The following is a 26,149-nucleotide window of genomic DNA, read 5'->3' as shown; positions in this document are numbered from 1 at the left end:
TACCGCGCCGCTCGGCGCGGCGTGGGTCGATCCCGGCAGTCCATCTGCCCCCCTTTGTTCAGCCTCGAGGCGTGCGTCGAGCGAACAATCTCGCGGATTGTTCTGGCCGAAATATGAAGCTTCCATGAGGGGGCGGGCGCGAGCGAATCCGCCGTTTAGGTGGCCGTTTGTGTGCGGCCGCACATCCTGCGGCAACAGGCTCTTACGCGTGTTTATGCCGATGCGCGCGGGCGGCTGGCCGGTTTCGATTCGTTAAGTTCCGGGCGCAGCAGTTCGGGCGGCATGCTGCGGATGACTTCCGCAAAGCGCTTAAGAAAATTTCCTACCGACGAACTCTTGCGCCATACCAGCGCGATCCGCCGGCTGGGCGGATGGCCGGCGAATTCCACCAGGTGCACGTTGTCGGTGCGCGCCACCGGCGGCTTGATCGCCAGGGTCGGCAACAGGGTGATGCCGACATTGGCGGCGACCATCTGGCGCAGCGTTTCCAGGCTGGTGGCGCGGAAGCCCGAGCGTTCGCCCGCACCGGCCAGCTGGCAGACCTCCAGCGCCTGGTCGCGCATGCAATGGCCGTCTTCCAGCAGCAGCAGGCTTTCGTCCTCCAGATCGCCGAGCTTGAGACGATGCTTCTTATGCGCCAGCGGGTGGCTTTCCGGCACCGCCAGTACGAAAGGTTCCTCGAACAGGAACTCGGCATGCAGGCTGTCTTCGTGCAGCGGCAGGGCGAGCACGCCGACGTCCAGCGAGCCTTCGCGCAGCATGCGGATCACCTGCTCGGTCTTTTCCTCCACCAGCAGCAGTTCGAGCCGCGGGAAGCGCTGGCGCACCAGCGGCACCAGGTGAGGCAGCAGGTAGGGGCCGAGGGTAGGGAAGATGCCTAAGCGCAAGGTGCCCGATTCCGGGTCGCGCGTGCGCTGCGCGATGGCCTTGATCTCGTCGATCTCCGACAGCACGCCGCGCGCGCGGCGGGCGATCTCGCGGCCGGTTTCGGTGAGCAGCACCTTGCGCGGCGTGCGTTCGACCAGCGGCACGCCCAGTTCGTCTTCCAGCTTCTTGATCTGGGTCGACAGCGTGGGCTGGCTGACGAAGCTGGCCTCGGCCGCGCGGCCGAAGTGGCGGTGCTCGGCCAGGGCGACGAGGTACTGGAGATCGCGCAGATTCATGGGAATGGCCGTAGTCGGCGAAGACAATAGCCAAAATCTATCACGATCATGAGAACAATCAATTGGAGCAATCCGCACGGGACGCCTAAAGTTCACCTCACCCACCGGTTGCTCCACCCGCGCGCCATCCTTGCCCTCCCCCCGCAGGCGCGCGGTTCCCCACCGGCGGCGAAGCCCCCCCCTTCGCCGCCGGTTTTTTCATGGGCGGCTTTCGCTGCGTCGTGCTTGTCCATGCTGCGCAGCAACGGGACGGGCATGTCTTCTGGCACTGTGTCCGAAGTCATGCCAGCTCCTAGCTTGCAAGGCTCTTTGTGTCCCCTGGGGAAATTCTCATGCGTCGTTTCGTCCGCCCGCTCGTGCTGAGCGTCCTTGCCGCGTCCTGCGGCGCTGCTCTTGCCGCCGCTCCCGCCGCTTCCGACCAGCCGCAAGGCAAGCTGCCGCGCTGGGCGATGCCGGAGTCCTATCAGCTGGCCTTCAAGGTGGACCCGAAGCAGCAGGATTTCACCGGCACTACTTCCATCAAATTGAAGTTGGAACAGGCCTCGGACCACATCTGGATGCACGGCCGCGAACTGAAGGTGAGCAAGGTCACCATCACCGACGCCAAGGGCAAGACGCACGCCGGCAAGTACGTGGAGGCCGCGCCGAAGGAAGGCGTGGTGCGCATCGATCTCGGCGCCACCATGCAGCCGCAGGAACTGACCGTGGCGATCGAGTACACCGCGCCGCTCAACCAGCAGCTGCAGGGCCTGTACAAGGTCAGCCACGAAGGGCAGCCGTACGCGATGACGCAGATGGAGCCGATCAGCGCGCGCTTCGCCTTCCCCGGTTTCGACGAGCCCTCGTTCAAGACGCCGTTCGATCTGAAGCTGACCATCCCCACCGATGAAGTCGGCATCGCCAACACCAAGCAGGTGAAGGAAGAGAAAGCCGCCGCCGGCTGGAAGACCCTGACCTTCGCCACCACCCAGCCGCTGCCCACCTACCTGGTGGCGTTCGGCGTCGGTCCGTGGGACGTGGTCAACGGCCCGACCATCCCCGCTTCCGAATACCGCAAGCAGGCCACCGACCTGCGCGGCATCGCCGCCAAGGGCGAAGGCCATCGCATGCAGCACGTGCTGGGCGAGACGCCGAGCATCATCAAGGCGCTGGAGGACTACTACGGCTTCGGCTATCCGTTCGACAAGCTCGACCTGCTCGCCGCCCCGGACTTCTCCGCCGGCGCGATGGAGAACCCGGGCCTGGTCACCTTCCGCGACTGGCTGCTGCTGCTCGACAAGGATTCCGCCGCCCAGTACGTGCGCGGCTCCTTCAATGTCACCGCGCATGAGCTGGCGCACCAGTGGACCGGCGACACCGTGACCATGGGCTGGTGGGACGACCTGTGGCTCAACGAGGCGTTCGCCACCTGGATGCAGCAGAAGGTGACGCAGAAGGTGCATCCGGAATACCGCGCCGATCTCGACCGCGTGCGCGGCGCGCAGGGCGCGATGAACGGCGACAGCCTGGTCACCACGCGCAAGATCCGCCAGCCGATCACCGGCAACGGCGACATCGAAACCGCGTTCGACGGCATTACCTACCAGAAGGGTGCCGCGGTGCTGGGCATGTTCGAGGGTTACGTCAGCGAGCCGGTGTTCCAGAAGGGCATGCGCGGCTATATCCAGGAACACAAGTTCGGCAACGCCACCGCCGAGGACCTGATCGATTCGATCGCCAAGGCCGCCGACAAGGGCGAAGACTTCAAGAACGCCTTCAAGAGCTTCCTCAACCAGCCCGGCGTGCCCTACGTGCAGACCAAGCTGGCGCAGGAAGGCGGCAAGACCGTGCTGCACTTGACCCAGAGCCGCTACCTGCCGCTGGGCAGCACCGGCGATGCCAACCACGTGTGGGGCGTGCCGGTGTGCGTGCGCTACGCCACCGCCGACGGCAGCAAGGTGGCCTGCGAGCTGCTCGACAAGGCGCAGGGCACCATGGCGCTGCCGGGCGCCACCGCGCAGAGCTGGGTGATGCCCAATGCCAATGGCTCGGGCTATTACCGCTTCAGCATGGACAAGGCCGACCTGGCCAACCTCGGCAAGCAGATCGGCAAGCTGGCCGATGCCGAGCAGCTGGCCTACGGCGATGCGGTGAATGCGGCGTTCCGCCGCGGCGACATCGACGCCGGCTCCGCGCTGGCCGCGCTCAAGCCGCTCACCGGTTCGAAGGTGCGCGAGGTGTCCACCGCGCCGATGAACACCTTCGGCTGGATCTACGACCAGCTCGCCACCACCGATGCGCAGCGCGCCAAGCTGGTGGCCTGGGCCAAGTCCTCCTATCTGCCGGAACTGCAGAGCCTGGGCTACAAGCACAAGGACGGCGAGCCGGACGGCGACTCCCTGCAGCGCGCCACCCTGGCCAACTTCCTCGGCCTGGACGTGAAGCTGCCGGAAGTGCGCGCCGAACTGCTCAAGCAGGGCGACGCCGTGCTCAAGGGCAAGGCCGACGGCAGCCTGGACTTCGCCGCCGCCGACTCCAACCTGCTCGGCAGCGCGCTCGGCGTGTCGGTGCAGGAACACGGCAAGAGCGCGGTCGACACGCTGATCGCCCAGCTGCCGAAGACCAGCGACCCGGCGCAGCGCAACGCCATCCTGGCCGGCCTGGCCGAGGCCAGCGATGCGGCGCAGGCCGAGCGCGTGCGCGACCTGTCGCTGGACAAGTCGGTGAAGGTGGGCGAGATGGCCGCGCTGCTGCGCGGCAACCGCGACACCCAGGCCGGCCGCGACGCGGTGTGGAAGTGGTCGGTGGCGAACTACGACAAGATCGTGGCGCGCACCGGCAGCTTCGCCGGAGGCCGGCTGCCGGGCCTGATGGGCGGCGGCGGCTGCTCCAAGGCCGAGGCGGACCGCCTGCAGGAGTTCTTCAAGACCCGCGCCAAGGAAGTCACCGGCGCCGAACGCGGCCTGGCTCAGACCACCGAGTCCACGCTGCTGTGCTCCGCGCTGAAGGCCAAGCAGGATCCGGCGGCGATCTTGCGTTGATCCAGCGGCACTGATTGTCACGACAGCAGTGACGAACCGGGCGGCGCAAGCCGCCCGGTTTTTTTATGCCTGGCGCCAACCCCGCATCGCCAAACCCCGCGTTGCACCCTTCACGGCGTTGTCACCGATGGCGCCGTTCCACCACACTGCGTCGCGGCCACTGACGGCCCAAGGGAGACAGGTATGCGTCGATGGGGATGGCTGTTGGGTCTGTGGGCGCTCGCGGCGCCTGTGCTGGCGCAGGAGGTGCCGCCGCCGCTGCGCAATTGGCAGGACTGGGTGTTGCACGACGTGCCGCAGCATGCCTGTCCGTTTCTCGCCAACCAGGGGCCGGGCAATGTGCAATGCGCCTGGCCCGGCCGGCTGGGCGTGGATGCCGGCAAGGACGGCGGCCGCTTCTCCCTCGACGTGCATGTGGATGCGCCCAGCTGGGTGACCCTCCCCGGCGATGCGCGCAGCTGGCCGCAGCAGGTGGCCGCCGGCGCGAAGGCGCTGGCGGTACTCGAGCGCGGCGGTGAGCCGTCGGTGTGGCTGGAGCCGGGCGACTACAGCATTCATGGCGTGCTGCCGTGGACCTCGCGGCCCGCGCGTCTGCGCGTGCCGGCTTCGATCGGCCTGGTGGCCTTGAACGTGGATGGCGCCGCGGTCACCCGCGTCGAACGCAACGGCGACCAGCTCACGCTCGGCGAAGCCGCCGCGGCGCAGCGCGCGGCCGATGCCTTGTCCTTGCGCGTCTATCGCCGGCTGGAAGACGGCCTGCCGTCGACGCTGGAAACGCATCTGCAGATCAATGTCACCGGCAGCGCGCGCGAGCAACTGCTCGGTCCGGCGCTGCCGCAGGGCTTCGTCGCCACCGCCTTAAGCAGCAACCTGCCGGCGCGCCTGGAGAGCGACGGCCGGCTGCGCATCCAGTTGCGCCCGGGCCAGTGGACGCTGGACCTCACCTCGCGCGGTACCGATGTGCTCAAGCAGGTGGCGCTGAAGCTGCCGGCCGAGCCCTGGCCGCGCCAGGAAATCTGGAGCTACCAGGACAACACCGAACTGCGCAGCACGCGCGTGGAAGGCCAGCCCACCGACGCCGCGCAGGCCGGCGTGCCGGACGACTGGCGCGAGCTGCCGGCGTTTGCGCTGGACGGCAACCAGGGCCTCGCCATCGAGCAGGGCACGCGTGGCAGCGAAGGCGGGCAGGGCGACCAGGTGCAGGTGCAGCGGCAGATCTGGCTGGACTTCGACGGCCGCGGACTCAATGTCAGCGACCGCCTCACCGGCACGCTGCGCAAGAGCCAGCGCCTGGACGTGAGCGCGCCTTGGCAGTTGCAGCGCGCGGCGCAGGGCGAAACCCCGCTGCTGGTCACCGGCGGCGAGAACGGACGCAGCGGCGTGGAGCTGCGCGAATCGCAATTGAATCTGAGCGCGGGCCTGCGCCTGCCGCACGGCGGCTCGCTGCCGAGCGGCGGCTGGCAGTTGCCGCTGGAGAACATCGAGGCGACCTTGCATCTGCCGTATGGCTATCGCCTGCTCGGTGCATCCGGTGCGGATCGTTCGCCCGATTCGTGGATTGCGCAGTGGAGCCTGCTCGATCTGTTCGTGGTCGCGTTGATCGCCTTGCTGGCAGGGCGCCTGATGGGCTGGCCGTGGGCGTTGCTGGCGATCGCTTTCCTTGCCTTGTCGCAGCATGAATCCGGCGCGCCGCGCTGGACGCTCGGCGTCGCGCTCGCATTGGCTTTGCTTGCGCGTGCATTGCCGGAAGGCAAGCTGCGCCTGGGTTCGCGTATCGGCGCGGGTGCCGTGCTGGCGCTGGCGGTGCTGTGGTCCTTGCCGTTCGCGGCGACGCAGATGGATTACGTATTGCATCCGCAACTGGAACAGGGCGAGGCGATGCCGGTTGCCGTCGGCTGGACCGCGCCGAAGCCCGCACCGTCGCTGGACGCGATGGAGCAGATGGACAAGGCTCAGGCGCGCCGTCAGCCTGCGCCTGAGCCTGCTCCTGCCGTCGAAGAAGCATCCAGCGAAGCGGTTCCGGAAGCGCTGCCGGCACCTCCTGCGCCGCCCGCGCCGCCTTACGACGCGAACGTCTCCGAGGGCTATGCCGGCAAGGCGAAAGCCTTGAGCGGCATCGTCGTGTCCGCGTCGGCGCTCCCGCCCGGCAACCGCTTCTCGCAGCAGGCCGACACCCGCAACATCATCCAGGCCGGTCACGGCGAACCGGGCTGGAACGTTGGCAACAACTATCGCCTGGGCTGGTCCGGGCCCGTGACCGCGGAGCAGACCACGCGCCTGGTGATCGCACCGTCCTGGCTGGTACGGCTGCTGCGCTTCGCCATGCTGGTGCTGCTGGCCGCTCTGCTCGCGCGCATCGTGTTGCGTGTGTTCCGTCCGGGCGATGGCGGCATGCCGCGCTGGCCGTTCGCGCGTGCGGGCGCTGCGCTGCTGCTGATCGCGCTGGTGCCGCAGATCACCCATGCGCAGGATGCACTGCCGAACGAAGCGTTGTTGCAGCAGTTGCGCCAGCGCCTGACCGAAGCGCCGAAGTGCGTGCCGAACTGCGCGGCGGTGGCTGCCGCGCAGATCCAGGCGAACGGCGATCAGATCGATGTCGATCTGGAATTGCACGTGGGTGCGCCGGTGGCGGTGCCGCTGCCGCAGGCCGATGCCTCCCTGCAGTTGCAGAGCGTCGGCGTCGATGGCCACGCCGACGCGGCGCTGGCGCAGCGCGGAGCGCAGACCCTGGTGCGTATCGAGCGCGGCGTGCATCGCCTGTCGCTGCGCTATCGCGCGGTGGCGGCCGATACGGTGAGCCTGCGCTTCGCGCTGCATCCGCAGCGCGTGGCCTTCGCAGGGCAGGGCTGGGCGGTCGATGGCGTGGATGAAGGGCGCGCCCTGGGCGACAGCCTTTCGCTGCACCGCGTGCGCGCCGGCGCCGATGGCAAGGAAGTCACCGCCAACAGCCAGGCTTTCCCGCCTTACGTCACCGTGCAGCGCGTGCTGGTGCTGGGCGTGGACTGGACGGTTGAGACTACGGTGACGCGTGTTGCGCCGAGCGACGGCGGCTTCAGCCTCGACCTGCCGCTGCTGCCGGGCGAGCACCCGCTGGGCGACGACATCCGCGTGCACGACGGACTGATCGGCGTGACCTTCAACGGCAACCAGCAGGAGGTGAGCTGGACCAGCCGCCTCGATCATGCCGACAAGCTGGAACTGAAGGCACCGGCGCTCGGCGAGCGTGCGGAGTACTGGGAAGTGCAGGCCGCGCCGATGTGGCATGTGGACGGCGACGGTGTGCCGGCCAGCCAGAACGACGGCGCGCTGGCGTTCCGTCCTCTGCCGGGCGAGGCGCTGCATCTGGCGGTGACCCAGCCCAAGGCGGTGGCGGGCGACAGTCTCGCCTTCGACTCGGTGAGCTTGAACAGCACGGTGGGCGATCGCGCCACCGAGACCACCATGAAGCTGCAGGCACGCAGCACGCGCGGCGGCGAGCACGTCATCGTGCTGCCGGCCGGCGCGGAGCTGCTGGAAGCCAGGCGCGACGGTCAGCCGCTGAGCCTGGCCGTACGCGACGGCAAGCTGAGCCTGCCGCTGCTGCCGGGCGCGCACTGGTTCGAACTGCGCCTGCGCGAACCGCACGGCATTGCCGCGGCGACGCGCAGCGCGCAGCTGGGGCTGGGCGCATCCGCGGCCAACCTGTACCTGGGCGTGAAGCTGCCGGAGGACCGCTGGGTGCTGTGGACCTGGGGTCCGACCGCCGGCCCCGCCGTGCTGTACTGGTCGCAGCTGGTGGTGCTGTTGCTGGTGGCCTGGCTGCTGGCGCGCTACGCACCGACGCCGCTGCGCTTCCATCATTGGCTGCTGCTGGGCCTTGGCTTCTCCGCCTTCGCCTGGAGCGCGTATGCACTCGTGGTGGTGTGGCTGATCGCGTTGGGCCTGCGTGCGCGCAAGGCGCCGCCGGAGCGGCTTGGCGCGGTCGGCTTCAACCTGCTGCAGATCGCACTGGCGTTCTTTACGGTGATCGCGCTGGTGGTGCTGATCTCGGCGGTGCCGAAGGGGCTGCTCGGCCTGCCGGACATGCATGTCGCCGGCAACGGTTCCACGGCCTGGCAGTTGCGCTGGTTTGCCGACCAGACCACCGACGTGCTGCCGCGCGGCGGCGTGTTCAGCGTGTCGCTGTGGGCCTACAAGATCGCCATGCTGCTGTGGGCGCTGTGGCTGGCCAATGCGCTGATCGGCTGGCTGCGCTGGGGCTTCGAGGCGTGGACGCGCGAAGGCTACTGGCGCAAGGGCGAGCCGAAGCCGGCGCGTCCCGCCGCGATGCCGCCCGAACTGCCGCCGCAGCAGCCGGAACGCCATGATGGTTGATGTGCGCGGCGCGCTGGCTGCGGCGACGCAGCGCCTCGGCGAACGGATCGATGCCGAGGCGCTGCTGCTGCACGCGCTGGACAAGCCGCGCGCCTGGCTGATCGCGCACGACACCGACGTCCTGGATGACGCCACCCGCGCGGCCTTCGAAGCGATGGTCGCGCGGCGCGAGGCAGGCGAGCCGGTGGCTTACATCACCGGCCGCCGCGGCTTCTGGTCGCTGGAGCTGGATGTCACGCCGGCCACGCTGATTCCGCGGCCGGAAACCGAACTGCTGGTGGAGCTGGCGTTGGAACGCCTGCCGCCCGATGGCGTTTGCCGCGTGCTGGATCTGGGCACGGGCAGCGGTGCGATTGCGCTGGCCATTGCGAAGGAACGTCCGCGCGCGGAAGTGGCGGCGGTGGACCTGAGCGTGGACGCGCTCGCGGTGGCGCGCGGCAATGCACAGCGGCTGGGCCTGGGGCGCGTGCGCTTTCTGCATGGGACATGGATGACACCGTTGTCCGGCGAGCGCTTCGATCTGGTCGTTTCCAACCCGCCCTACATCGAATCCGCCGATCCGCATCTCGACCAGGGCGATCTGCGCTACGAACCCGCCACGGCCCTCGCTTCGGGCGCCGATGGACTGGACGCGATCCGCGAGATCGTCACCGGTGCGCCGGACCATCTCGTCCGGGGTGGCTGGTTGCTGCTGGAACACGGCTGGGATCAAGGTGCGCCGGTGCGCGCGCTGCTGGAGCAGGCCGGCTACGCCGACGTCTTCACCGCCACCGACCTGGAAGGCCGCGACCGCGTCTCCGGCGGCCGCCGCTAGCGCTCCGCTTACCTGGTTTTCACCGGGCCACCACGCCAGGGGAGTGGTGGCCGTGCGGGCGTATCGCAAAAACGTGCTCTTCCGCGCAGTCTTTCGCAGGACAGGATTGACAACGTTGTCAGACAGGAGTCCAGTGCAGCGGCTGGCGCCTGGGCGCCAGTGCTGATGGGGAGCCGGGGAGGGCGCCACATCGTCGGGAGGGAGGCGGGCATCCGGTGGGGCCGGGCATCCGTTCTTCGGGCGGCGCGCATGACGGCGCTGCGCCAGCGCATCCGGCGTTCCAGCGTCATCGCATCCGGCGTTCGAATCCTTTCGATCACGGAGTCGTGTCATGCGCAACCTGTTGAGGGTTCTCCTGCTGCTGGCCATGCTGCCGGCAGCACTGTGGAGTGGAGCGGTCGGCGCGCAGAGCGCAAGCTGCGCGGGCGTGGCGGCGTGGAACGCCACCACCATCTACAACGCGGGCGACAAGATGGTCTACAACAACCATCTGTATCAGGCGTCCACGCAGATCTGGAATACGCCGCCGGACTACTGTCCGAGCTGCGGCTGGTATCAGGACCTCGGTCAGTGCGGGTCCAGCAGCAACCAGCCGCCTTCGGTGGCTCTCACCTCGCCGGCCAATGGCGCCACGTTCACCGCTGGCGCAAACATCACGCTGAGCGCCAATGCCAGCGACAGCGACGGCACGGTCAGCAAGGTCGAGTTCTTCAACGGCTCCACCTCGCTGGGCGCGAAAACCACGACACCGTATTCGGTGACCTGGAGCAACGTGCCGGCCGGCAGTTACACGCTCAAAGCCGTGGCTACCGATAACGGCGGACTGTCCACCACCTCTTCCACCGTCAGCATCACGGTCAATCCCAACAGCGGCGGCGACACCACGCCGCCGAGCGTGCCGCAGGGCCTGGTTTCGCCGTCGCAGACGGCCAGCACCGTATCGCTGAGCTGGAGCGCTTCCACCGACAACAGCGGCGGCAGCGGCGTGGCCGGCTACGACGTGTACCGCAACGGCACGCAGGTCGGCTCCACATCCGCCACCAGCTATACCGACACCGGCCTGGCCGCGAGCACCACCTACAGCTACGCGGTGCGTGCGCGCGACAACGCTGGCAATGCCTCCGCGCAGAGCTCCGCGATCAATGCCAAGACCAGTGCGGGCGGCGGCGGTGGCGGCAAGCGGGTGATCGGCTACTTCACCCAGTGGGGCATCTACGGCCGCAACTACCAGGTGAAGAACATCGATACCAGCGGCTCGGCCGCGGTGCTCACCCACATCAACTACGCCTTCGGCAACGTGCGCAACAACAAGTGCGAAGTGGGCGTGACCCAGGCTTCCGATCCGGACACCGGCGTCGGCGGCGATGCCTATGCCGACTACACCAAGTCGTACGACGCCGGCAGCAGCGTCAGCGGCGTGGGCGACACCTGGAACCAGCCGCTGCGCGGCAACTGGAACCAGCTGAAGGAACTGAAGGCGAAGTATCCCAACCTGAAGGTGCTGATCTCGCTCGGCGGCTGGACCTGGTCGCGCGGTTTCGCCAGCGCGGCGCAGCCGGCCAATCGCCAGGCCTTCGTGGCCTCGTGCATCGACGCCTACATCAAGGGCAACCTGCCGGTGACCGACAGTGCCGGCGGTACGGGTGCGGCAGCCGGCGTGTTCGACGGCATCGATATCGACTGGGAGTATCCGGCCGCCTGCGGCCTGAGCTGCGGCGGCAGCGAGGACACCGCGAACTTCACCGCCCTGCTGGCCGAGTTCCGCCGCCAGCTCGATGCGGTGCGCCCGGGCCTGCTGCTGACCATCGCCGGCGGCGCGGGCGTGGACAAGATCCGCGTGACCCAGCCCAGCCAGTACGCTTCGTCGATCGATTTCGTCAACCTGATGACGTACGACTTCCACGGCGCCTGGGAAAGCCCGACCAACTTCCACTCCGCGCTGTACAAGCCGGCGGGGGATCCCTCCACCGGCGACGCGGCCAAGTACAACACCAACGACGCCATCCAGGCTTTGATCGCCGCGGGCATGCCGGCCGCCAAGATCAACCTGGGCATCGGCTTCTACGGCCGCGGCTGGAGCAACGTGCCCAACAGCAACAACGGCCTGTTCCAGCCCAGCACCACGGCGGCGCCTGGCACTTACGAGGCGGGCATCGAGGACTACAAGGTGCTCAAGAACCTGGGCTATCCCGGCTACGACGACACCGCGGCCGGCGCGCACTGGATCTTCAACGGCAGCACGTTCTGGAGCTTCGACGATCCGGCCAATATCCAGCGCAAGATGAACTACGTGAAGGCGCAGTCGCTGGGCGGCGCGTTCTCGTGGGAATTCAGCGGGGACGATGCGAACGGCACGTTGATCAAAGCTATTTCAAATGGATTGAAGTAAGCGGGTTGTGCGAAAACGAAAAGGCCGCCCCGAGCGATCGGGGCGGCCTTTTCGTTTGCTCGTCATTCCGGCGCAGGCCGGAATCCAGTAGCGATGCGGTTTGGTTTGGCGAAATAGCCACAGCGTTCGCTTTGAAAAGCAGCACACCGGCGTCCACGCGACAATCCAGCGATGTCGCTACTGGATGATTCGCTTCGCTCACCCCTTCGGGGCCGCCCTGCGGGCGTTCTTCGCGCTACGCGCTCGTCCGGCCTGCGCCGGAATGACGGCGGTGAGGCAGGTTTCTACGGATCAGGCCGAAGCGGCAGCAGCAAACTGGGGAAATCGCGCGCGGATCGCGTTGCGTATCCCCGGCAGGTCCAGCCCCGCCATGGTCAGCACTTCCTCGCGGCTGCCGTGTTCCAGATACACGTCGGGCAGGCCCAGGTGCAGGATCGGCAAGGTCACGCCGTGCGCGGCCAGGCACTCGGCCACGCCCGAACCGGCGCCGCCGGCGATGGCGTTGTCTTCCAGGGTGACGAAGGCTTCGTGCGTTTTGGCCAGCTCCAGGATCATCGCCTCGTCCAGCGGTTTGACGAAGCGCATGTTCACCAGGGTGGCGTCCAGCTCCGCGGCGATCTCCACCGCCGGCGCCAGCATCGCGCCGAAGCTGAGCAGGGCCAGGCGGCGGCCGCGGCGGCGCAGTTCCGCCTTGCCCAGCGGCAGCGTGTCCAGTTCCTTGCGCAGCGCCACGCCGGGGCCGGTGCCGCGCGGATAGCGCACCGCGGCCGGGCCGTCGTAGGCGAAGCCGGTGCTGAGCATCATGCGGCACTCGTTCTCGTCGGCCGGCGCCATGATCACCATGTTCGGCAGGCAGCGCAGGAACGAAAGATCGAAGCTGCCCGCATGGGTGGCGCCGTCCGGGCCGACCACGCCGGCGCGGTCGATGGCGAAGGTCACGTCCAGGTTCTGCAGCGCCACGTCGTGGATGGCCTGGTCGTAGGCGCGCTGCAGGAAGGTGGAGTAGATCGCCACCACCGGCTTGGCGCCTTCGCAGGCCATGCCCGCGGCCAGGGTCACCGCGTGCTGCTCGGCGATCGCCACGTCGAAATAGCGCTGCGGGTATTCCTTGGAGAAGCGCACCAGGCCCGAGCCTTCGCGCATCGCCGGGGTGATGCCCAGCAGGCGTTCGTCGGCGGCGGCCTGGTCGCACAGCCAGTCGCTGAAGACGTCGGTATAGGTCGGCTTGGCCGGGCCGGACTTTTTCACCAGGCCGGCCTGCGGATCGAACGGGCCGACCGCGTGGTATTCGATCTGCGCCTGTTCGGCCGGGGCATAGCCCTTGCCCTTGGTGGTGACCACGTGCAGCAGCTGCGGGCCGGGCAGGTCCTTCACCATGCGCAGCGCGTGCAGCAGCTGCGGGATGTTGTGGCCGTCGATCGGGCCGGTGTAGTGGAAGCCCAGTTCCTCGAACAGCGTGCTGGGCACGAACATGCCCTTGGCGTGCTCTTCCCAGCGCTTGAAGAAGCGGCCGAAGAACGACTGCTTCGGAATCGCCCGCTTGGCCCGCTCGCGCCAGGCATTGAGCGTGTGGCTGGCCATGGCGCGGGCCATCATCTTGGTCAGCGCGCCGACGTTCTCGCTGATCGACATGCCGTTGTCGTTGAACACGACCAGCATGTTCGGCTCGACGTCGCCACCATGGTTGAGCGCCTCGAAGGCCATGCCGGCGGTCATCGCGCCGTCGCCGATCACCGCCACGACCTTGCGGTTGTCGCCCTTGCGCTGCGCGGCGATGGCCATGCCCAGCGCGGCCGAGATCGAGGTGGACGAGTGGCCGACGCCGAAGGTGTCGTACTCGCTTTCCTCGCGGCGCGGGAACGGGGCCAGGCCGTCCTTCTTCTTGATCGTGGTAATGCGGTCGCGGCGGCCGGTGAGAATCTTGTGCGGATAGCACTGATGGCCGACGTCCCAGACCAGCCGGTCGCGCGGCGTGTCGAACACGCGATGCAGCGCCACGGTCAGCTCGACCACGCCCAGCCCCGCCCCGAAATGCCCGCCCGAGCTGGCCACGGACTCGATCAGGTACTGGCGCAGCTCGTCGGCGACGGCCGGCAGGTCCTCGTCGGAGACGCGGCGCAGGTCGGCCGGCGTCTCGATAGCCGCCAGGTGGGAAAACCGGGTAGGAATATTCATAGCTGCGTATTGTTGAACCAGCCGGGGGGCGGGGCAAGGGCAGGACCGTGAAAGAAAGCTGTCCGAGGGGTTTGGCCCGGGGCTGATCTCACGCCGTGCCGACGCCGCGGCGGCCAGTGTGGTTCCGTTCAAGCTGAAGGAGCCCGTGATGAGCCGACAGACGGCATTCCGCCGCTTCGCCGAGGCCACCGCCCACTACGCCGGCAAGCCGGCGGCCTTCCTGCTGGCGGTGCTGCTGATCGCCGGCTGGGCGGTTACCGGCCCGATCTTCCACTTCAACGACACCTGGCAGCTGGTGATCAATACCGGCACCACCATCATTACCTTCCTGATGGTGTTCCTGATCCAGAGCACTCAGAACCGCGACACCGCGGCCCTGCAGATCAAGCTGGACGAGCTGATCTGCAGCAGCAAGGCGCACAACGCCTTGCTGAACCTGGAAAACCTGGACGACCAGCAGCTGGAGCGCATCCGCCGCCATTACGCCCGCCTGGCTGAGAGCGCCCGCGACGACCTCAGCCAGTTCGAGGAAGTGGTGGAGGAGGCGCGGGAGCAAGCGAAGGGCCGCCGCCAGGGCCTCAGCCCATCAGGTGGCGGCGGTCGCGCGGCAGGTGGCTGACCAGGAATTCCATCTGGTCGGCCAGGATGTTGCGGTTGGACAGGATCAGGTGTTCCACCCAGCTCGGGCGGTACGGCACCGCCAGCAGCGGCATGTTGGCCTGCTGCGGGGTGCGGTTGCTCTTCTTGAGATTGCAGGCCAGGCAGGCGCTGACCACGTTCTCCCACTCGTCCTTGCCCTTCTTGGAGATCGGCAGCACGTGGTCGCGGGTCAGCTCGCCGCGGCTGAAGTGGTCGCCGCAGTACAGGCAGATATAGCGATCGCGGGCGAACAGGGCGGTATTGGTCAGGGTCGGCGCCGGGTCCACCGCGTGCTCGCGGCAGTGGCCGGAACTGGCCACGATCGGGTGCAGCTGCAGCGAGCTGCGCCGGCCCAGGTCACGGTTGTGGCCGCCGTAGACGGTCAGGCAGGGGTCGCCCAGGGTCCAGGCGACGGCGTCGCGGACGTACAGGCAGACGGCGTCCTGCCAGCTGATCCAGTCGAGAATGCGGCCCGCCGCGTCCAGGGAGAGGATGCGGGTCGAATGCAGATCGGCGACCTTTCCTGGTCCGTCGATCAGCCGCATGGGAACTTCCATCGGCATGTGTTCCGTCCTTCAAGGCGACTCGAGGAGCGTCCGGCGTTGCATAGGCGCTGGTTCGCCCGAGCATAAACCATGTTTCGTTGCAAAATGCGTGCAAATGCCTGTCGCCGCTGAAAAGTCGGCCTCCGGAGCGGCCTATTTACGCTTCGCCGCGGGCCTGCGATATAGTGCCCATTCATCTGTAGACCCGACGCCGGGTTTGGGAGGGGAAGCCTGGGTGGCGACCCCGGCACGGCGGGGCAGAGGTAAACGACGTGGCTGAAGTTCTTTTCTACGAGCGCCCGGTGCCGCTCAACCGTACCCAACACAAGGATCTGCGCCTGAAGGGCATCCCGAGCCTGCGTTTCGCGGCCGGCGTGCACTCGGTGCCGCTGACCGGCGTGGAATTCCCCGCCGCGGCGCGTGACCTGCCGATCCTGTTCGCCGGCAGCAGCATGGAAGAAGCCGGCCCGATGGCCCTGCTGGGCCTGCGCCAGAACGAGAACCTGTTCGTCGACGCCGACGGCCAGTGGGCAGCCAACACCTACGTGCCGGCCTTCGTGCGCCGCTATCCGTTCGTGCTGGCCGAAAAGCCGGCAGGCGAGGAAGGCGACGACTTCACCGTGTTCCTGGACGAGGCCTACGAAGGCTTCGGCAGCGACGAGGGCGAGCGCCTGTTCCAGGAAGACGGCACCGACAGCGAGATGCTGAAGAACGCCGTGAACTTCCTCGGCGAATTCCAGCAGCACGTGGGCCGCACGCAGTGGTTCATGGAGCAGATCCGCAAGCACGACCTGCTCGAGCCGCGCAACATCCGCCTGGAGAAGGACGGCAAGGCGATCAACCTCAACGGCCTGTACGTGGTCAGCGAGGAGAAGCTGCGCAAGCTCGACGCCAAGACCGCGCAGGAATTCCTGCAGGAAGGCGTGTTCGGCTGGATCTACGCCCACCTGCTGTCGCTGTCCAACATCGACCGCGTGGCGCAGCGCCTGGACCAGCTCGAGCAGGTCGAGAGCAAGTCCAGCAGGAACTGAGCGCGCTTGCGCGATCGAGAAAACGGCGCCCTCGCGGCGCCGTTTTTTTTGGCGGCGCATCTAAGCGGCCACTAAGGCCCTGCCGGGAAGATGCGCGGCATGCGACATGCTCTGTTACGCGCCCTCGGCGCCATCGTCCTGGCCGCGCTCGCCGGCTGCGCGCATTACCAGGCGCGGCCCATCGATCCCGCCGCCACTGCCGCGCAGTGGCAGGCCCGCCGCCTGGACGATCCGGCGCTGGCCGCGCGCCTCGCTCCCGCCGTGGCCTGGCCGCCCGCGCGCTACGGGCGCGGCGAACTGCTGCTCGCCGCGCTGGTGCTCAATCCCGACCTTGCCGAAGCGCGCGCGCATCTGGCCGAAGCGGATGCCGCGGTGCGCACCGCCAAAGCCTGGCCCAATCCTTCGGTGAACCTCGCGCTGGAGCGCTATGCGCAGGACCAGGCCGGCAGCAGTCCCTGGCTGTGGGGCGTCAGCACCAACTGGCTGATCGACACCGCCGTGCGCCGCCGCCTGCGCGCCGATCTGGCCGACGCCGGCGTGCGCGGCGCGCGGATCGATTACGCCGAGAAGGTGTGGGAAGTGCGCCGCACGCTGCGCACCGCGATGGCCGACCTGCTGCTGGGCGAACGCCAGCACGCACTGGCCGAAGATGCAGTGGTCAAGGCCGCCGCGCTGCAAGCCGCGCAGGAACGCCGCCGCGCCCTGGGCGAAGCGATGCCGGCGGACGTATTGCAGGTGGCGCTGGTGCTCGCGCAGGCGCGCGATGCCTCGGCTACGGCGGCGCAGCGCGTAGCCGATGCGCGTGCGCGCCTGGCCCGCGCCGTCGGCGTGCCGGTGCATGCCTTGGATGGCGTCGTACTGGCGTGGGATGGCCTCGAATCACCGCCAGCTCTTTCCGCCACGCAACTCGATCAACTGGCGACCCAGGCGCGCCTCTCGCGCCCCGACCTGGAACGCGCCCTTGTCGACTACGCCGCGCGCGAAACGGAACTGCGCCAGCAGGTGCGCATGCAATACCCGCAGATCAGCATCGGCCCCGGCTACACCTACGACCACGGCGTGCGCAAACTGCAGTTCAACCTCGGCGCCACGCTGCCGCTGTTCGACCAGAACCAGGGGCCGATCGCCGAAGCCGAAGCGCGGCGCGAAGCCGCCGGCCGCCACGTCGAAGCCGTGCAGGCCGGCATCGACAGCGAGATCGAAGGCGCCACCGCGAAACTGGCCGCCGCACGCCAGGCGCTGGATGCCGCCACGCACGGCCGCGGCGCCGCCGAACGCCTGCAGCAGCAGACCGCCGCCGGCTATGCGCACGGCGAGGACGACCGCCTCGCCGTGCTCAACGCGCAACTGGCCACCGCCACCGCTGCACAGGCGCAGCTCGCCGCCGCCGACCAGGCCCAGCAGGCGCTGGGCGCGCTGGAAGACGCCGTGCGCACACCGCTGGAAGGCAACGAGGCCGAGCTGCTGCGCGCAGCCGGCCATGCTGGAGATACCCCATGAACGCCGTTCGCTCCTTGCTGCTGGCAGCATCGCTTGCACTGGCCGCCGCCGATGCCGCGGCGACCGAAGTGGATGCCGCCACGCAGAACCGCCTCGGTCTCGCGCTGGTTGAACTGCGCGCCGCGCAGGCACCGGTCGAGCTGGCGGCTGCCGCGGAAGTGCTGGATCCATCCACGCTGGCAAAGGCCGCCGACGATATCGCCGCGCTGCAGGCCACGGCCGACGCCTCGAACGCGGAAGCGCGCCGCGTGCAGGCGCTGTTCGCGGCCGACGGCAATATGTCGCGCAAGGCGGTGGAAGCGGCGCGCGCGCAGGCCGCGGTCGACCAGGCGAAGCTGCAGCAGGCTCGCACCCAGTTGCGCATGGATTGGGGCAGCGCCATTGCCGCGCTCGATGCGCACGCGCTGCATGCGCGCGCGGAAAGCCTGCTCGATGGCCGCACGGCCTGGCTCAAGGCCGAGCCGCTCGCCGCGCCCGCGCCCGGATTCCAGGCCGCCGGCGCACAGCTGGGCGATGTCGCCGCGCACGTGCTCGGACCGCTGCCGCGCAGCACCTCGGGTCTTGCCGGTGGCTGGCTGCTCGAAGCGCCGGGTGCGGGCCTGATGCCTGGCATGGCGCTCACTGCGCGGCTGCGCGGCGCGGCTGCCGGCGCCGCGGGCGTGCTGCTGCCGCGCAGCGCGGTGGTGCGCTGGAACGGCGTGGCCTGGGCTTATATCGCCACCGATGCCACGCACTTCGAACGCCGTGCGGTGAGCGCGCTGGCGATTACGGCGGACGGCTGGATCGTCGGCGCACCGTTCAAGGCCGGCGAGAAAGCGGTGGCGCGCGGCGCGGAAACGCTGATCGCGCTCGATGCCGCGCCCGTTCCCGCGGCCGCCGACGCAGGCAAGCCGGGCGACGACTGAATCATGCTGACCTTTATCGTCCGCGGCGCCCTGCGCCATCCATGGTGGATCGCGCTGCTCGCCACGCTGCTGCTCGTGGTCGGCGTCGCCCATCTGCGCACCGCGCGCTACGACGTGTTTCCCGACTTCGTGCCGGCCGAACTCACCATCCAGGTCGAGTCGCCCGGCTTCACCGCGCTGCAGGTAGAGCAGCGCGTCACGCAGCCGATCGAGAACGCCGTCAACGGGGGCACCGACGTCGACGTGGTGCGCTCGCAGTCGATCCAGGGCCTGGCCGTCATCGCGGTGGTCTTCAAGGAAGGCAGCGATCCGTTCCGCGACCGCCAGTTGCTGGCCGAGCGCATCGCCGAAGCATCCGCGCGCCTGCCGCAGGGCGTGCAGGCGCCGACCATCAGCCCGATGGTGTCCTCCACCATGGACCTGCTGAAGTTCGGCCTGCTCAGCGACAAGCTCGATCCGCTCGCCTTGCGCTCGCTCGCCGACTGGACGGTGAAGCCGCGCCTGCTGGCGGTGGCCGGCGTGGCCGACGCCACCGTGTTCGGTGGCGGCGTGCGCGAGTGGCAGGTGCGCGTGCATCCGGATCGGCTGGCCGCCTTCGGATTGACGCTGGAAGACGTGCGAGCGGCTGCCGCGGCGGCAAGCGGCGTGCGTGGCGCAGGCTATGTGGACACGCCGGCGCAGCGCGTCGTGCTGGAAGCCGATGGCACGCTCGCCACGCCAACCCAGCTCGGCCAGGCGGTGATCACGCAGCACGCGGGGCGCAACGTCACGCTCGCCGATGTGGCGGATGTCGCCGAACAGGCGGCGCCTGCCTTCGGCGACTCGCGCATCATGGCCAAGCCCGGCGTGCTGGTCGCACTGAACAGCCAGTACGGCGCCAATACGCTGGAAGTCACCCACGCGGTGGAAGCCGCGCTGGACGAACTCAAGCCGATGCTCGCCGCGCAGGGCGTGACCCTGGTGCCCGCGCTGCATCGCCCGGCCACGTTCGTGGAAGTGGCGCTGGCCCGTATGCGCGGCGCGCTGCTGCTCGGCGCGGTGCTGGTGCTGGCCGTGCTGGTGCTGTTCCTGCGCGACTGGCGCACCGCGCTGATCTCCTTCCTCAGCATTCCGCTGTCGCTCGCCGTCGCCGTCATGGTGTTTCCGTGGTTCGGCTGGACCATCAACACCATGACCCTGGGCGGCCTGGCGGTGGCGCTGGGCGTGGTGGTGGACGACGCCATCATCGACGTGGAAAACGTGATGCGCCGCCTGCGCCGCGCCGGCTCCACCGCGGTGCGTGCGGAAGTAATCCTCGACGCTTCGCTGGAAGTGCGCCGGCCAGTGGTGCTGGCCACCGTGGTGGTCGGCCTGGTGTTCCTGCCCATCCTGCTGCTGCCCGGCCTGCAGGGCAGTTTCTTCGCGCCGCTGGCGGGCGCCTTCCTGCTGGCGACGTTCGCCTCGCTGCTGGTGGCGCTCACGGTGACGCCCGCGCTGTGCCTGTTGCTGCTGCGCGCCGACCGCCGCCATCGCGAGCCGCGCTGGCTCAAGCGCGCCAAGCTGGCGCAGCACCGGCTGCTGGAGCGCGCGCTGCCGCATGGCCGCGCGTGGCTGATCGGCGCCTTGCTGCTGGGCGCGGCGGCGGTGGCGGTGCTGCCGCTGTTCGGCGCGGCGCTGCTGCCGGAATTCCGCGAAGGGCATTTTGTGATCCAGCTGCAGGGGCCTGGCGGCACCTCGCTGGAGGAGATGGCGCGCATCGGCGAGCACATGGGCAAGGACGTGCTGGCGATTCCCGGCGTGGCCACCGTATCGCAGCAGGTCGGCCGCGCCGAAGCGGTGCAGGACACCTGGCCGCCGAATCAGAGCGAATTCCACGTCGAGCTGAAGCCGGGCCTGGGCGCGGCCGATCAGGTGCGCATCGAAACCGCGTTGAAGAACGTGGTAGATGGCTATCCGGGTTTCAGCGGCGAGGTGGTGACCTTCCTCGGCGATCGCATCGGCGAATCGCTGTCCGGCGAAACCGCGCCGGTGACGATCAGCATCTACGGCAACGACCTGGATACGCTCGACCGGCTCGCCGACAAGGTGAAGCAGTCGATGCAGTCTGTGCCCGGCAACGGCAGCGTGCGCTTATCCGATACGCCCACCGTGCCGACCCTGCGTATCGCACCGCAAGCGGAACGCCTCGCCGCCTACGGCCTGCGTATGACCGACGTGCTCGATGCGGTGGCCGCCGCACACCAGGGCGTGGTGGCGGGCGAAGTGTTCGACGGGGTGCAGCCGATCGCCGTGCGCCTGCGGCTCGATCCTTCGGCGCAGCGCGATCCGGAGACGGTGGGCCAGCTGCTGCTGCGCAGTCCCGCCGGACGCAACGTGCCGCTGTCCGCCGTGGCCGATACCGACCTGTTCGAAGGCCGCGCCAACGTGCTGCACGAAGGCGGCCGCCGCAGGCTGGTGCTGGCGGTGTATCCGGCCACCGCCGACGTGGTCGGCTTCGTCGACCAGGCGCGCGCCGCGCTTGCGAAGAGTGTGCCGCTGCCGGCCGGCTATTACCTCGAATTCGGCGGCACCGCCGAAGGCGCTGCGCAGGCGCGCCACGACCTGCTGCTGCATGGCGGGCTGGCCGGCGTGGGCATCGTCGCGCTGCTGCTCGCCGCGTTTCCGGACCGACGCAGCGTGGCCCTGGTGCTGGCCAACGTGCCGTTCGCGCTGGTGGGCGGCGTGATCGCCGCGGGCCTGGCCGGCGGCGTGCTGTCGATCGGTGCGCTGGTGGGTTTCGTCACGCTGTTCGGCATCTCCGCGCGCAACAGCATCATGCTGGTCTCGCACTACGAGCACCTGGTGAGCGTGGAGGGCGCGCATTGGAATCGCCACACCGTGCTGCGCGGCGCGCGCGAGCGGCTGACGCCGATCCTGATGACCGCCCTGGTGACCGCGCTGGGCCTGCTGCCGCTGGCGCTGGGCAATGGCGAACCGGGACGCGAGGTGGAGGGGCCGATGGCGATCGTGATCCTCGGCGGCCTGGCCAGCTCCACCGTGCTCAACCTGCTGGTGCTGCCGGCGCTGGCCGGGCGCTATCTGCGCCTGGCCAGGCCGTAGCGTTCAGCGCACCGGCTTGGCCAGGCGCAGCAGGTCGGCGCCGTAGCCGGCTTCCTCGTAGATCTTGCGCGCGCGCTCGTTGCCGGGGAACACGGCCAGGGTGATCAGGTGGCAGCGGTGTTCGCGCGCCCAGGTTTCGGCGTGGTCGAGCAGGGCGCGGCCGACGCCCTGGCCTTCGTGGGTCTGCGCGACGGCGAGGTCGGAGATGTGGCAGTTCACGCGCCCGGTGAAGTAGTCCTGGGTCTTCTGCAGGTGGACGAAGCCGACCGGGTGGCCGTCTTCGTCTTCGGCGACGAACAGGAAGCTGTTGGCGGGTTGTTCTTCCAGGTGGCGCGAGAGGTCCTTGCGGATGCCGTCGATGCATTCGTGGCGTTTGCGCCAGTTCGGCAGGTGGAAATCGACGAAGCGGGGGACCAGGCCGAGGATGAAGTCGTCGTCGTCTTCGGCTAGACGGATCAGGAACGAGGGGTCGCTCATGCGCTTGGGCGTGTTGGGGGCCGGGGGTCGGTTCTACACCCGGAGTGTGGGTGGGCGGAAGTACCGCCCGGGGCTCGTCATCCCGGCGTAGGCCGGGATCCAGTGACTGTATCGCTCGGTTGTTGCGCTGAGGCTTGGGTGGCTCGCCGTTGGCGAGTGTTTCGTGCCGCTGCCGCGGCCCGACTTACTTTCTCTTGCGTGCCCAAGAGAAAGTAAGCAAAGAGAAGGGCACCCTGCTCGGCGCCCTCAGCAGCTGCGCTGCTGAGGGTCCGTGAGGGCTGGCCGGGCTTTTTGACAGGGCATCCATGCCCTGATCAAAAAGGCGAGGACTCCTGTCCTCGCCCCCTGCGGGGCCTTTTCGTCCAGCCCTCACCGCCGGCGCCAAGGGGCCCGGTAGATCAAGAGCAACAGCGGAACGCCGCGGCTGCGCCGCGAGCTCTTCGCCGGATTTTCGCCCCGCCCGTCATCCCCCTCTCCCCTCCGGGGAGAGGGTGGGGGTGAGGGGCCGGCCGGAGCGGTGAGCTAAAGCCCACCGCAACCTGAGCAGCACGACAGCCTCAGCCAATCCCCGGCAGCGTGCCCACGCCCGCTTCAATCGCCGCCTTGTGCGTCAGGCAACGCGGCAGCATCCGTGCGAAGTAGAACGACGCCGTGTCGCGCTTGGCCTGCTTGAACGCTTCCGGCTGGCCGCTCGCATTCGCCGCGGCAACGCTGCGTGCCCACAGATAGGCCAGCGTGGCGTAGCCGGAGTAGTACAGGTAATCGATGGCGGCGGCGCCGAGTTCCTCCGGATTGCCCTGCACGCGCGCGGCCAGGGCCAGGGTCAGGTCGGCCCATTCCTTGGCGGTCTTGGCCAGGGGGGCGATCAGCGGGAGCAGGGCGGGGTCCTGGGCGTGCTGCTGGCAGAAGGCCTGGATTTCCTGCAGGAACAGCTTGAAGCCGGCGCCTTGCAGCTGGAGGATCTTGCGGCCCAGCAGGTCGGCGGCCTGGATGCCGGTGGTGCCTTCGTACAGGGTGATGATGCGGGCGTCGCGCACGAACTGCTCCACGCCGCTTTCCACGATATAGCCGTGGCCGCCGTAGACCTGCAGCGCTTCCTTGGTCGACTCCTGCGCCAGCTCGGTGACCAGGCCCTTGGCGATCGGGATCAGGAAGGCGACCAGGTCGCTGGCGTTCTTGCGCGTGGCTTCGTCGGTGGCGCGCGCTTCCACGTCGGTCTGCAGCGCGGTGTACAGCAGCAGGGCGCGCGAGCCTTCCACGATGGCGCGCTGGGTCAGCAGCATGCGGCGCACGTCCGGCTGCACCAGCAGGTTGTCGGCGGGCTTGTCGGGGAACTTCGGACCCGACAGCGCGCGGCCCTGCAGGCGCTCGCGCGCATAGTTCGAGCTGTTCTGCAGCGCGCGCTCGGCCAGCGCCAGGCCCTGCACGCCGACGCCCAGGCGCGCGGCATTCATCATGGTGAACATCGCGGCCAGGCCCTTGTGCGGCTGGCCGATCAGGTAACCCTCGGCGGCGTCGAAATTCATCACGCAGGTGGCCGAGCCGCGCAGGCCCATCTTGTGCTCGATATTGCTGGCCACCACGGTGTTGCGCGCGCCCAGCGAGCCATCCGCATTCACCTTGAACTTCGGCACGATGAACATCGAGATGCCGCGGCTGCCGGCCGGCGCGTCGGGCAGGCGGGCCAGCACCAGGTGGATGATGTTCTCGGCCAGGTCGTGCTCGCCGGCGCTGATGAAGATCTTGGTGCCAGTGATCTTGTAGGCGCCGTCCTTGTAGCTGCCGTTGTCGGCGGGTTCGGCGCGCGTCTTCAGCAGGCCGAGGTCCGAGCCGGCCTGCGGCTCGGTCAGGCACATGGTGCCGGTCCAGCGGCCTTCGACGATGGGCTTGAGGTAGGTGTTCTGCTGTTCTTCGGTGCCGTGCAGCTCCATCGCGTGGCAGGCGCCTTCGGACAGCAGCGGGTACAGGCTCCACGACAGGTTGCCGGCCTGGAAGATCTCGGTGGTGGCGGTGCCCACCGTATTGGGCAGCGCCTGGCCGCCGAAATGCTCGGCCTGGGTCAGGCCGGTCCAGCCGCCTTCGGCGAAGGCCTTGAAGGCTTCCTTGAAGCCCTTGGGCGTGGTCACCGTCTGCGTGGCCTTGTCGTACTTGCAGCCTTCCTCGTCGCCGCTGGCGTTGAACGGCGCGAGCAGCGCCTCGCTCAGGCGGCCGGCTTCTTCCAGCACCGCGTCGAGCAGGTCGCGCGTGTGGCCTTCGCCGCCCTGCAGCCTGGTCAGGGTCGCTTCCGCGCCCAGCACGTCGTAAAGGGCGAAGCGCAGATCGTCGAGGGGAGCCTTGTAGATGGTCATTGCGGGTTCCTGCTTGGAATGCGGTGATGAAATGGGTGAAAAGCGCGGCGCTTGCTCAGCGCCAGGTGTTGGCGATGCCCGGCACCGGCGAGAGCCAGTCGTTGCCGTGGAATTCGAAATCGCGGGCCTGGTCTTCCTGTTCCGGCTTGGCGCTGGCGCGGCCCACCACGCTGTACGGCACCGAGCCGCCGCTGCCCTTGGCCGCCGCCGCGGCGAGCGCCTGGCTCATTTCCGGCGTGGGCAGCACAGTGATTCGGGTGATGTCGCCGGCGAAGGCGGGGATGTCCAGGTCGAACCTGGCGTGCAGGCGCACCGGCACCAGCTCGGCCAGCTTCAGTTCGCCGTCGACCGAGCGGAAATTCATGCCGCCGTAGCTGTTGTTCTGGATGCGCACGGTGAGCTGCCACTGCCCGTCCGGCCGCACCGTCATCTCCTGGATGCTGATGGTGGGCGGGAACACGCTCTTGCGCGGCGGGCCGCAGGCGACCATCCCCAGCGAGAGCAGGCCAAGCAACAGCAGCAGCGGGATCAGGCGGTACAGCCGACGCGACATGGCCACTCCAAACGATCGTTTGAATGGCGATTCTGCCATGAGAAGGGGAAAGGGGAACAGGGAACGGGGAGCGGGGAGCTTGTAGACCGATGTGAGGTGGGGTTCGCGATTTCCTTCATGTTCCCCGTTCCCTGTTCCCCGTTCCCTGCTCCCCCCCGAACAAGGCATCATCCCCATTTCCCCGAGCCAGGTCCCTCCCCATGTCCCGTCGTTTCATCGCCCGCCGCTCCCCCATCCACGGCAATGGCGTATTCGCCACCGCGCCGATCAAGAAGGGCGAGGAGATCGTCGAGTACAAGGGCACGCTGATGACGCACCAGGACGCCGACGTGATGTACGGCGACGGCGGCGAAACCGGCCACACCTTCCTGTTCACCCTCAACGACGAATACCTGATCGACGCCAACCGCAAAGGCAATACGGCGCGCTGGATCAACCACAGCTGCGACCCCAACTGCCAGGCCCTGGTCCTGGAAGCCGAAGGCGACGACCGCCGCAAGGACCGGGTCTTCATCGAAGCCATCCGCAACATCAAGCCCGGCGAAGAACTCACCTACGACTACGGCATCATCCTGGACGTGCCCCACACCGCCCGCCTGAAAAAGGTCTGGAAGTGCCTGTGCGGCTCCCCCAAGTGCATCGGCACCATGCTGAAACCCAAGCGCGGCCGCTGAGCCCCGCAGGCCAAGAAAAAAAGCCGCGTGCGGAACACGCGGCTTTTTTCATGCCCGTACGCAAGCGATGAGCCCCTCTTGCAGCGCAGAAAGCAAAGGCCAAGCTCAGCCCTCGATCGACCTTCCGCCCCTCGCTCCGCCCGGCCCCTCACCCTGCCCTCTCCCCGGAGGGGAGAGGGGTGTAGTGGTGAGGTAGGCAGGAACGAAGAACCAAAGCCGGCCCCAGTCCCTGAAAATCCTCTCGGCCACGGCACGTTGAAGCACCCGCTACGCAAACGCACTGTGGTTTCGTGTAGACCCAGGTTAATCAAGTTACCGCAGCCGCCCACCGCTCCTTCTAGTCGCGTCGCGAGCCTTGGCTCTCAGGCCATTCTCTCTTTGGTTACTTTCTCTTTGGGCCAGCAAAGAGAAAGTGACCCGGGCGCCGGCAGGCGTCCGGAATGCCCGCTGCATAAGCGGCCCGTTCGCGATAACGCGAAAACCAG

General features: G+C 68.4%; 16 protein-coding genes. 10 read left to right on the top strand and 6 right to left on the bottom strand.

The window, feature by feature from the left end:
* Positions 1 to 212: 212 nt before the first annotated feature.
* Positions 213 to 1,163, bottom strand: coding sequence for a DNA-binding transcriptional regulator OxyR (oxyR, locus tag ISN75_RS17905; protein WP_343820547.1), 951 nt, complete (start codon positions 1,161 to 1,163; stop codon positions 213 to 215).
* 332 nt (positions 1,164 to 1,495) lie between these two features.
* On the opposite strand from oxyR, the gene ISN75_RS17900 reads away from it, so the two are divergent.
* The 4 genes from ISN75_RS17900 (at position 1,496) to ISN75_RS17885 (ending at position 11,739) form a co-directional block, all read left to right on the top strand.
* Entirely contained in the window at positions 1,496 to 4,183 is a 2,688-nt protein-coding gene (locus tag ISN75_RS17900) for a M1 family metallopeptidase (RefSeq protein ID WP_167258362.1), read from the top strand.
* A 183-nt stretch (positions 4,184 to 4,366) separates the two neighbouring features.
* Positions 4,367 to 8,536 carry a hypothetical protein gene (locus tag ISN75_RS17895; RefSeq protein WP_343820549.1) on the top strand — a complete coding sequence of 1,390 codons (4,170 nt, stop codon included), beginning with the start codon at positions 4,367 to 4,369 and terminating at the stop codon, positions 8,534 to 8,536.
* Complete coding sequence (gene prmC, locus ISN75_RS17890) at positions 8,529 to 9,350, top strand: peptide chain release factor N(5)-glutamine methyltransferase (RefSeq protein WP_343820598.1); 822 nt, start codon at positions 8,529 to 8,531, stop codon at positions 9,348 to 9,350. The genes ISN75_RS17895 and prmC overlap by 8 nt, the downstream gene beginning before the upstream one ends.
* A 331-nt stretch (positions 9,351 to 9,681) precedes the next feature.
* Positions 9,682 to 11,739, top strand: a complete 2,058-nt coding sequence (locus tag ISN75_RS17885) for a glycosyl hydrolase family 18 protein (protein WP_423385088.1) — start codon at positions 9,682 to 9,684, stop codon at positions 11,737 to 11,739.
* A gap of 291 nt (positions 11,740 to 12,030) precedes the next feature.
* Here the strand turns inward: ISN75_RS17885 and dxs are convergent, their stop codons facing one another.
* Positions 12,031 to 13,914, bottom strand: coding sequence for a 1-deoxy-D-xylulose-5-phosphate synthase (gene dxs, locus ISN75_RS17880; protein WP_167258366.1), 1,884 nt, complete (start codon positions 13,912 to 13,914; stop codon positions 12,031 to 12,033).
* Between the two features lie 148 nt (positions 13,915 to 14,062).
* Here dxs and ISN75_RS17875 point away from each other — a divergent pair, with 148 nt between their 5' ends.
* On the top strand, positions 14,063 to 14,533 hold the full coding sequence (locus ISN75_RS17875; protein WP_167258368.1) for a low affinity iron permease family protein: 471 nt from the start codon (positions 14,063 to 14,065) through the stop codon (positions 14,531 to 14,533).
* On the opposite strand, the gene ISN75_RS17870 is transcribed toward ISN75_RS17875, so the two are convergent.
* Complete coding sequence (locus ISN75_RS17870; protein WP_167258370.1) at positions 14,493 to 15,116, bottom strand: HNH endonuclease; 624 nt, start codon at positions 15,114 to 15,116, stop codon at positions 14,493 to 14,495. The genes ISN75_RS17875 and ISN75_RS17870 overlap by 41 nt on opposite strands.
* A 254-nt stretch (positions 15,117 to 15,370) precedes the next feature.
* Here ISN75_RS17870 and ISN75_RS17865 point away from each other — a divergent pair, with 254 nt between their 5' ends.
* From ISN75_RS17865 to ISN75_RS17850, 4 genes are all read left to right on the top strand, one after another.
* Positions 15,371 to 16,129, top strand: a complete 759-nt coding sequence (locus ISN75_RS17865) for a SapC family protein (protein ID WP_343820553.1) — start codon at positions 15,371 to 15,373, stop codon at positions 16,127 to 16,129.
* Positions 16,130 to 16,228: 99 nt separating this feature from the next.
* Positions 16,229 to 17,629: a TolC family protein gene (locus ISN75_RS17860; RefSeq protein ID WP_343820555.1), complete on the top strand. Its 1,401-nt coding sequence runs from the start codon at positions 16,229 to 16,231 to the stop codon at positions 17,627 to 17,629.
* Complete coding sequence (locus ISN75_RS17855) at positions 17,626 to 18,534, top strand: hypothetical protein (RefSeq protein ID WP_343820557.1); 909 nt, start codon at positions 17,626 to 17,628, stop codon at positions 18,532 to 18,534. The genes ISN75_RS17860 and ISN75_RS17855 overlap by 4 nt, the downstream gene beginning before the upstream one ends.
* Before the next feature lie 3 nt (positions 18,535 to 18,537).
* Positions 18,538 to 21,612: an efflux RND transporter permease subunit gene (locus ISN75_RS17850; protein ID WP_343820559.1), complete on the top strand. Its 3,075-nt coding sequence runs from the start codon at positions 18,538 to 18,540 to the stop codon at positions 21,610 to 21,612.
* A gap of 3 nt (positions 21,613 to 21,615) precedes the next feature.
* Here the strand turns inward: ISN75_RS17850 and ISN75_RS17845 are convergent, their stop codons facing one another.
* The 3 genes from ISN75_RS17845 to ISN75_RS17835 form a co-directional block, all read right to left on the bottom strand.
* Positions 21,616 to 22,089, bottom strand: coding sequence for a GNAT family N-acetyltransferase (locus ISN75_RS17845; protein ID WP_167258380.1), 474 nt, complete (start codon positions 22,087 to 22,089; stop codon positions 21,616 to 21,618).
* A gap of 557 nt (positions 22,090 to 22,646) precedes the next feature.
* Positions 22,647 to 24,437 carry an acyl-CoA dehydrogenase C-terminal domain-containing protein gene (locus tag ISN75_RS17840; RefSeq protein ID WP_168647845.1) on the bottom strand — a complete coding sequence of 597 codons (1,791 nt, stop codon included), beginning with the start codon at positions 24,435 to 24,437 and terminating at the stop codon, positions 22,647 to 22,649.
* A 55-nt stretch (positions 24,438 to 24,492) separates the two neighbouring features.
* Complete coding sequence (locus ISN75_RS17835; protein ID WP_167258384.1) at positions 24,493 to 24,990, bottom strand: hypothetical protein; 498 nt, start codon at positions 24,988 to 24,990, stop codon at positions 24,493 to 24,495.
* Positions 24,991 to 25,190: 200 nt separating this feature from the next.
* Between ISN75_RS17835 and ISN75_RS17830 the strand changes: the two genes are divergently transcribed.
* Positions 25,191 to 25,664 carry an SET domain-containing protein gene (locus ISN75_RS17830; RefSeq protein ID WP_343820563.1) on the top strand — a complete coding sequence of 158 codons (474 nt, stop codon included), beginning with the start codon at positions 25,191 to 25,193 and terminating at the stop codon, positions 25,662 to 25,664.
* Positions 25,665 to 26,149: the final 485 nt, after the last annotated feature.

Source organism: Dyella marensis, from assembly GCF_049532885.1.
Lineage (GTDB): Bacteria > Pseudomonadota > Gammaproteobacteria > Xanthomonadales > Rhodanobacteraceae > Dyella_D > Dyella_D marensis.
Note: the sequence above shows the minus strand (reverse complement) of the source record. Positions and strands in the feature narration are given on the sequence as shown.

What these genes read in the sequence shown, in the direction of transcription:
- oxyR (WP_343820547.1), bottom strand. Translation starts at nt 1,163, where the DNA reads ATGAATCTGCGCGATCTCCAGTACCTCGTCGCCCTGGCCGAGCACCGC.
- ISN75_RS17900 (WP_167258362.1), top strand. Translation starts at nt 1,496, where the DNA reads ATGCGTCGTTTCGTCCGCCCGCTCGTGCTGAGCGTCCTTGCCGCGTCC.
- ISN75_RS17895 (WP_343820549.1), top strand. Translation starts at nt 4,367, where the DNA reads ATGCGTCGATGGGGATGGCTGTTGGGTCTGTGGGCGCTCGCGGCGCCT.
- prmC (WP_343820598.1), top strand. Translation starts at nt 8,529, where the DNA reads ATGGTTGATGTGCGCGGCGCGCTGGCTGCGGCGACGCAGCGCCTCGGC.
- ISN75_RS17885 (WP_423385088.1), top strand. Translation starts at nt 9,682, where the DNA reads ATGCGCAACCTGTTGAGGGTTCTCCTGCTGCTGGCCATGCTGCCGGCA.
- dxs (WP_167258366.1), bottom strand. Translation starts at nt 13,914, where the DNA reads ATGAATATTCCTACCCGGTTTTCCCACCTGGCGGCTATCGAGACGCCG.
- ISN75_RS17875 (WP_167258368.1), top strand. Translation starts at nt 14,063, where the DNA reads ATGAGCCGACAGACGGCATTCCGCCGCTTCGCCGAGGCCACCGCCCAC.
- ISN75_RS17870 (WP_167258370.1), bottom strand. Translation starts at nt 15,116, where the DNA reads ATGCCGATGGAAGTTCCCATGCGGCTGATCGACGGACCAGGAAAGGTC.
- ISN75_RS17860 (WP_343820555.1), top strand. Translation starts at nt 16,229, where the DNA reads ATGCGACATGCTCTGTTACGCGCCCTCGGCGCCATCGTCCTGGCCGCG.
- ISN75_RS17855 (WP_343820557.1), top strand. Translation starts at nt 17,626, where the DNA reads ATGAACGCCGTTCGCTCCTTGCTGCTGGCAGCATCGCTTGCACTGGCC.
- ISN75_RS17850 (WP_343820559.1), top strand. Translation starts at nt 18,538, where the DNA reads ATGCTGACCTTTATCGTCCGCGGCGCCCTGCGCCATCCATGGTGGATC.
- ISN75_RS17845 (WP_167258380.1), bottom strand. Translation starts at nt 22,089, where the DNA reads ATGAGCGACCCCTCGTTCCTGATCCGTCTAGCCGAAGACGACGACGAC.
- ISN75_RS17840 (WP_168647845.1), bottom strand. Translation starts at nt 24,437, where the DNA reads ATGACCATCTACAAGGCTCCCCTCGACGATCTGCGCTTCGCCCTTTAC.
- ISN75_RS17835 (WP_167258384.1), bottom strand. Translation starts at nt 24,990, where the DNA reads ATGTCGCGTCGGCTGTACCGCCTGATCCCGCTGCTGCTGTTGCTTGGC.
- ISN75_RS17830 (WP_343820563.1), top strand. Translation starts at nt 25,191, where the DNA reads ATGTCCCGTCGTTTCATCGCCCGCCGCTCCCCCATCCACGGCAATGGC.